The following is a 7,267-nucleotide window of genomic DNA, read 5'->3' as shown; positions in this document are numbered from 1 at the left end:
TCGCCGGCGTCCACCAGGGCCACCCGCAGTCCGGCCTGCGCGGCGTGCCAGGCGGTGGAGATGCCCAGGATGCCGCCACCGATCACCAGGAGGTCGTAGGTCGCCCGAGACAGTCGCTCACGGGTCTCGGCGCGGCCGGGGGCGGGGTACGCGCTCAGGGGCTGGTCGCTGTGCAGGCTGTTCATCCCGTCCTCAGTGCTCCTCTTCGATCCAGCCGGTGGCCCGCTCGACTGCCTTGATCCAGTGCTGGTATTCGCGCTCACGGGACGCCGCTTCCATCCGGGGGGTCCATTCGGCGGCCCGGCGCCAATTGGCGCGCAGCGCATCGGTGTCCGGCCAGAAGCCGACGGCCAGTCCGGCCGCGTACGCGGCCCCGAGGCAGGTGGTCTCAGCGATCAGCGGACGGACCACGGGCGCGTCGAGGACATCGGAAATGGTCTGCATCAACAGGTTGTTGGAGGTCATGCCGCCGTCGACCTTCAGCGCGGCCAGGGCGACGCCGGAGTCCTTGTGCATCGCTTCGACGATCTCGCGGGTTTGCCAGGCGGTGGCCTCGAGAACGGCGCGGGCGATGTGCGCCTTGGTGACGTAACGGGTCAGGCCCGCGATGACACCGCGCGCGTCGGAGCGCCAGTAGGGGGCGAACAGGCCGGAGAAGGCCGGCACGAAGTAGGCGCCGCCGTTGTCCTCGACCGTACTGGCCAGGGTCTCGATCTCGGCCGCGCTGTTGATCAGGCCCATCTGGTCGCGCATCCACTGGACGAGCGAACCGGTGACCGCGATGGAGCCCTCCAATGCGTAGACGGGCGCTTGTCGGCCGATCCGGTAGCCGACCGTGGTCAGCAGGCCGCTGTGGGAGTTGACGGGCTGGTGGCCGGTGTTCATCAGCATGAAGGTGCCGGTGCCGTACGTGGACTTGGCCTCGCCCTCGGAGAAACAGGTCTGGCCGAACAGCGCCGCCTGCTGGTCGCCGAGAGCGGCGGCGACCGGCACCCCGTACAGGACTCCGCCGGCGATGCCGTACACCTCGGCGGAGGAGCGGATCTCCGGCAGGACGGCGGCCGGGATATCCATGGAGGCGAGGATGCGCTCATCCCACTCCATGGTGTGGAGGTTCATCAGCATGGTGCGCGAGGCGTTGGTGACGTCGGTGACGTGGTGGCCGCCGTTGACGCCGCCGGTGAGGTTCCAGATCAGCCAGGAGTCCATCGTGCCGAAGAGGATCTCGCCGCGCTCGGCGCGGTCGCGCAGGCCCTCGACGTTGTCGAGCAGCCAGCGGATCTTCGGGCCGGCGAAGTACGAGGCCAGCGGCAGACCGGTCTCCCGGCGGAAGCGGTCCTGGCCGACGTTCCGGCCGAGCTCCTTGCAGAGCGCGTCGGTGCGGGTGTCCTGCCAGACGATGGCGTTGTGGACCGGCTCACCGGTGTTCTTGTCCCACAGCACAGTCGTCTCGCGCTGGTTGGTGATGCCGAGCGCCCTGAGATCGGCTCGGGTGATCCCGGCCTTGTGGAGGGCTCCGACGACGACCTCCTGGACGTCGGTCCAGATCTCGGCCGCGTCGTGCTCCACCCAGCCCGGCCTGGGGAAGATCTGTGCATGCTCTTTCTGGTCGACGGAGACGGTCCGGCCGTCCCGGTCGAAGATCATGCAGCGGCTGGAAGTGGTGCCCTGGTCGATCGCGGCGATGAACGGGCCCGCGGTGTGCGCGTCGGTCACGGTGTGTGCTCCTGGAGCGGCTCAATACGGTGCGGTGGCGGCGGGGCTCGATGTCCAGGGAAGCCAGCTGGTGCAGGAAGGCGCCGATTCAGCTCGTCGACCGGACCCGGCTAGCTCCAGTCGGAGCGACGCTGCTCCGATTCCGTCCGCCGTTCGACAATGTCGACCGCTGCACGGCAGTTTTGTCGGCCATGTGATGGACGTCAAGGGGTTGCCCGCCGGTAACTTAGAGCTGCAAAGCTGGGACGGGCGGTGATCAGCCCCGGAGGCAGGGCCGACGCGAGAGGGCGCCGGCCGTCCGCACCGCCGGTCCAGAATCAGAGTCAGAGCCTGAGGCTCGTGGCAGGGTCGCCCAGCCGTACATCCCTTGAGGTTGCGGCAACGGACGCTTCGCCTCACGAACCGTCCGCCGTCGTTGCCGGCCCTCCATGCGACCTGCCGGACGAGCAGGGGGACGGCTTCGATCTCGGTAGAGATCGGCCAGGGCGAAGGCGAAGGCTTGGATGGCCGTGGTCCGCGAGGTGCGCTCCTGACGGCGTCGACTCAGCGGGTGTCGGTAGCGGTGCTTCTACGGGCTGAGAGGCCGCCCGGTGCTCTCTTCCTGACGCCGCCTGGCAACTCCACGTCCGGCGCGGGCCCTTGAAGGCTCCGGTCCGTCCGGCATCAACCGTTGCCGCGATGCGGCCCTCGCCGTGGAGTCCACCTCAGCCTCACGGAATCCGGCATCCGCATCCCGCATCCCGCATCCCGCATCCGGAAACCCTGAACCTCCGGTCAAGGAATCCGCCCCGCAGGGCCGGAGCCAGCACCCATGCCATGGCGCGAAGAGCGGGATCGTAGCTCACGCGCGCCGCCCGGCGGCCGGATTTGAGCATCGTCGCTCAATCCGCTTCATTGCCTAGTGCAACGGTTAGCGTGGCACCGCCCACCCTCGCCCGGACGGCTGCGCCCCTCGGCAATCCGTCGCGCGCAATCCAGGAGGCACGATGAAATCTCACGCGCGAAACCCCCGGCCCACCTCGAACCGCGGCCGCCTCATAGCCGCCGCACTCGCCCTCACCTCAGTTATCGCTGCCGTGTCCGTGTGGCTGGGGCAGCGGAACAGCTCTGCCGACGAGTCCGTCTCTGCCGATCTGCCGGCCGCGAGCGCGGCCCTGGCCGGCCCTCGTGGGAACACCGGCACGGTCTCCGCGTTGGACAAGATCTTCCTCACCAAGGTCCGGCAGGCCGGCCTGTGGGAGATGCCGGCAGGGCGGCTCGCCCAGACACACGCATCGAGCGAAGCCATCAAGCGCGCCGGTATGCATCTGCTCGAAGGGCACAGCAAGCTCGACGAGCTGGCCCGTGAGGACTCCGAGGCGCTGAACGTGCCCATCCCCGACCAGGCCACCCCCGAACAACAGGGCTGGGTGGATCAGCTGAAGAACGCCCGGGGCCAAGCGTTCGACCAACTCTTCGTGGACCTGCTGCGTGCATCCCACGGCAAGATCTTCATCACCATCGGCGAGGTGCGCGCCACGACCAAGAACTCGCTGATCCGGCGACTGGCCACGCAAACCAACAACACCGTCCAGGACCATATGGACGTTCTGGAGGACACCGGACTCGTCAAGGACGCCACCCTCGACGACGTCGCCTCGACCATTCCCAAATGACCTTCCCGCACAGCATCCACGACACCGGGGGCGTTGATGAGTGATCACCAACGGCTCGGCAGGGGCGCCCAGGGGCCCCGCCTCGCACGATGTTGTCTGGATATGGGCACTCTCGCCGCCCAAGTTGGGGACAGGATCACTGGTGATGAGGACCATGGTCGCGACGAACGGGATGTCGTCGGCGACGCCGGAGAGGCCCGCGGAGGCGCTGGAGTGGCGGCCGACCGGTCAGTTCGCCCTCTGCCCTGACCGGGGCCGCTCCTGGTTCTCACGAGCCTGCTGTCACCGTTCGGCCTGCTGCTCTTCCTGCTGCTGTGGGCGGTCGTCGCGTGACGGCGCGTGGCTGACGGCACCGCCCCGATGCCGGGACGTCTTCCCCGTCTCCGTCACCGGCCGGTCGTACCGCAGGTCGTCGAAGAGCCGGGCCGACCTCCTGGCGTCCCACTTCAGTACGTTGCCCTTGGGCGTGGGGACACCGATACCGGACACGGGCACGTTGATCTGCTTGCCGTGTCCGCCCGTGACGCTCTGCACGGCGCGGAACATCGTGCTGAGATCGCGCAGGCTCATGTCCTTGTCGACGATGAGCGTGTCGAGCCCGGCCTGCACGGCCGGACCGATCTTCAGCGGGTCGAAGAGGGTGTCGGGCCGGGCGGCCTGGTGGGCGAGGGTCGACAGGAACTTCTGCTGGTTCCTCGACCGGCCCAGGTCGCCCTCCTTCTCCTGGTGCCGCTCGCGGACGAAGGCGAGCGCCTGCTTGCCGTTCAGGGTGTGACAGCCTTTGCGCAGATCGGCGCCCGACTTCTCGTCCTTGATGTCCCGGTCCAGGCACATCCGAACGCCGCCGATGGCGTCGACGATGTTCACGAACCCGGCGAAGCCGATCTCCGCATAGTGGTCGATGCGCAGCCCGGTGTTCTTCTCGACGGTGTGCACGAGCAGTTCGGGGCCGCCGTAAGAGAAGGCGGCGTTCAACTTGTCCCCCTCGGGCCGCTTGGTCTTGCCCGTCGACGTGTCGAGGCGGCCGGGCACGGTGATCCAGGAGTCGCGCGGCAGGCTGACCATGCTGGTTCCGTGGGCCCCGGTGTGCAGCAACATCATCGAGTCGGTGCGCCGCCCGCCGCCCCCACCGGCGTGCAGGTCTTTCACGTCGCCCTCGGAGAGCCCGTCGCGGCTGTCCGAGCCCACGATGAGGTAGTTGGTGCCCTCGCCGGGCGGCGGACGGTCCCCGTACGCGCCGAGGGCGACGTCACGTTGGAGCCGGGTCTCGGCCCAGCCGTACGTGCCGCCCGCCGCGACGACCACAACGGCCAGCAGGACGAGCGCCGCCCGCCGCAGCCTCCTGCGCTTCTTCGGCTGCCGGGCGTGGGCGCGCCGGGGCCCGTAGCGCGAGCTGGGGCGTTCGGCGAACCGCTCACGCGCGGCAGCGTCCTCCCGGTCCGCGTACGGACCCTGGCCGGCGTACGGACCCGGATCGGCGTACGGACCCGGATCGGTGCAGAGACCTGGATCGGCGTACAGCTCCGGCTCGACGTACGGTCCCCGGCCGCCCCCCGGCTCCGGGCGCCACAGTTCGCCCGTCACCCGCACCGGCCCCCGGCGCACGGGACGGCTCCCGGCGTCACCGTACCGGCCCTGCTCCCCCGTGGGTGTGGTGCGTCCGGCCCGCTGGTCAAGCGGGTCTGTCATGGTCAACTCCCTCGGTCATGTCCCAGGTCGGACTCGCGCGGCCGCCCGCCGGTTCCCCTCCCGTCCCCTCCGTTCCCTCACCGCGACGACAGGCTCCGCCGCGGGGGCAGTTCCTCGACGGGATCTCCGGACGTCCCTGCGGACGGTGCTTCCAGCAGATACGGGTCGGCGGTTCCGGTGCGCTTCATGCTGTGCCACTTCAGGCGGGTGCCGAGCAGCGCCGTGGTCACGGAGTGGATGACCACCAGGTACATCAACTGCCGGTAGAGGAACTGCTGGAGCGGCAGCACCCACAGCACGCGCAGCCGTTCGCGGTCGAGCCGCAGCGCGTACGCGGCGGTGACCAACTGGACGGCGAGGAACCCGAACCAGACGAGGGCAGCCTCCACGGGGTCGCGGAACAGCGCCCCGAAAAGGGCGAACAGGTCCACGACCGGTGCGCACAGCGGCAGCACGATCTGGAACAGCGTGACGTAGAGCAGCACGCGTCGGCCGAAGCGTCCGGCGGGGCCGACCTCCACCGCCGCGTGACGGTGCTTCCACATCGACTGGAGGGTGCCGTAGCACCAGCGGTAGCGCTGGCGCCACAACTGCCGGACCGTGCTGGGCACTTCGGTCCACGCCACCGCCGACTCCTCGTAGACCACGCGCCAGCCGGCCCGCCAGAGCGCCATCGTGAGGTCGGTGTCCTCGGCCAGGGTCTCGTCGCTGACGCCGCCGATGCCCATCAGCGCGTCCCTGCGGAAGGCGCCGATCGCCCCCGGCACCGTCGGCATGCACTCCAGGACCTCGAACATCCGCCGGTCGAGATTGAAGCCGAGGACGTACTCCAGGTGCTGCCATTTGCCCAGCAGGCGGCGCCGGTTGCCGACCTTGGTGTTGCCGCTGACCGCACCGACCGCCGGGTGGGCGAGCGGCTGGATCAGCCGGGCCAGCGCCGCGGGTTCGAAGATGGTGTCCGCATCGACCATGACGACGATGTCGTGCCGGGCGTGTGCCAGGCCGGTGTTGAGGGCACTGGGCTTGCCGCCGTTGGGCTGCCGGATCACCGTCACCCGCGGGTCGTCGATGTCCTCGGCAATGTCGGCGGTGGCATCGGTCGAGCCGTCGTCGATCACGATGATCTGCAGATGCGGGTGGGTGGAAGCGAGCAGCGAGTACACGGTGGAGGCGATGCCGGCCTCCTCGTTGTACGCGGGCACCAGGACCGTCACCGGGTCCCGCACCGCGCGCAGCCGTGGTGCGCCGGGCCGGTACCGGTGCAGCCTGCGCACGTGGAGCCGGGCGAACACCGCGAACAGGAGCATCCGCAGGACGCCGAGCGCACCCGTGAGGGTCAGCGTCCACACCATCACGGTGAGGAAGGCGTGCCCGAGCCGCTGCGACCAGATCAGGCCCGCACCCTTTATCTCCTGGGCGGCTGGGACCTCGTCGAGGAAAGAAAGACGTCCCAGCCCGCCGCTGACGGTGGTGAACCGCTTCACACTGCGGTCCCGCAGAAGATCCTCCGCCTCGTGGTAGCCCAGGTCGGTCTGGCTGTGCTGCGTCACCACCCCCCGCCACGGCTTGCGGTCCTTGTGATCGGAAGCGACCACCAGATACCCCTGGGCCGCCGCGCGCTTCGCGGCCGTCCACTCGGCGCCGCACAGCGTGTCCGCTGCCGTGGTGTGCGGCAGCCGCAGCAGGGTGGTGTTGAGGCCGGCCGCACCCGCGAGAGCGCTCTGGGTGAGCGACAGCTCAAGCCGCGCGCGCAGCGGAGAGGCGACACCGAGGTCGCCGCCGCTGTAGGTGTACGAGCCGATCTCGTGCCCCTCTCGGAGAATCCGCCGCATCAACTCCGGGTAGCGGGCCGCGTCCTTCCCGTAGACGAAGAAGGTCGCCCGCGCATGGTGCCTGCGCAGCAGATCGAGCAGACGCGGCGTCCACACCGGGTCGAACCCGCCGTCGAAGGTGAGCGCGACGGTCCCCGGCGGCATGGCCGCGGTGGCGACCCCCTGCGGGCCGAACCGCAGCAGCGGCTTCCCGTCGTCCGCCTCGCGCGGGATCGGCCTGGTGCACGGCGGCTTGGTGCGGGCGGCGTCGACCTGGTGGGTCGTCCAGCCCTCGAAGAGGAGGGTGACGGCGACCACCAGGAGGACCAACAGGAGGACCAGCCAGTGTCCGCGCGGCGGGCGCCGAACAGCGGAGTGCCGGCTCACTGCTTCGGA

At 69.6% G+C, this 7,267-nt stretch carries 5 protein-coding genes; 1 reads left to right on the top strand and 4 read right to left on the bottom strand.

Features of this window, described 5'->3' with window-relative positions; translation table 11 throughout:
* Together AB0E02_RS05150 and glpK are read right to left on the bottom strand one after the other, a co-directional pair.
* Positions 1-185: FAD-dependent oxidoreductase (locus AB0E02_RS05150; RefSeq protein ID WP_362136097.1), on the bottom strand; the 185-nt coding region annotated here is incomplete at its 3' end.
* 7 nt (positions 186-192) lie between these two features.
* Positions 193-1,716, bottom strand: coding sequence for a glycerol kinase GlpK (gene glpK / locus AB0E02_RS05145; protein ID WP_362136095.1), 1,524 nt, complete (start codon positions 1,714-1,716; stop codon positions 193-195).
* Between the two features lie 986 nt (positions 1,717-2,702).
* On the opposite strand from glpK, the gene AB0E02_RS05140 reads away from it, so the two are divergent.
* On the top strand, positions 2,703-3,371 hold the full coding sequence (locus tag AB0E02_RS05140) for a DUF4142 domain-containing protein (protein ID WP_362136093.1): 669 nt from the start codon (positions 2,703-2,705) through the stop codon (positions 3,369-3,371).
* 282 nt (positions 3,372-3,653) lie between these two features.
* Here the strand turns inward: AB0E02_RS05140 and AB0E02_RS05135 are convergent, their stop codons facing one another.
* Together AB0E02_RS05135 and AB0E02_RS05130 are read right to left on the bottom strand one after the other, a co-directional pair.
* On the bottom strand, positions 3,654-5,060 hold the full coding sequence (locus tag AB0E02_RS05135) for an LCP family protein (protein WP_362136091.1): 1,407 nt from the start codon (positions 5,058-5,060) through the stop codon (positions 3,654-3,656).
* Between the two features lie 77 nt (positions 5,061-5,137).
* On the bottom strand, positions 5,138-7,258 hold the full coding sequence (locus AB0E02_RS05130) for a bifunctional polysaccharide deacetylase/glycosyltransferase family 2 protein (RefSeq protein WP_362136089.1): 2,121 nt from the start codon (positions 7,256-7,258) through the stop codon (positions 5,138-5,140).
* Between the last annotated feature and the right edge of the window lie 9 nt (positions 7,259-7,267).

The sequence above is a fragment of the Streptomyces sp. NPDC048196 genome, assembly GCF_040652715.1.
GTDB classification, from domain to species: domain Bacteria; phylum Actinomycetota; class Actinomycetes; order Streptomycetales; family Streptomycetaceae; genus Streptomyces; species Streptomyces siderophoricus.
Note: the sequence above shows the minus strand (reverse complement) of the source record. Positions and strands in the feature narration are given on the sequence as shown.

Bases quoted from the DNA above. Each gene is read 5' to 3' on its own strand.
- AB0E02_RS05140 (WP_362136093.1), top strand. From the start codon at position 2,703: ATGAAATCTCACGCGCGAAACCCCCGGCCCACCTCGAACCGCGGCCGC.
- AB0E02_RS05135 (WP_362136091.1), bottom strand. From the start codon at position 5,060: ATGACAGACCCGCTTGACCAGCGGGCCGGACGCACCACACCCACGGGG.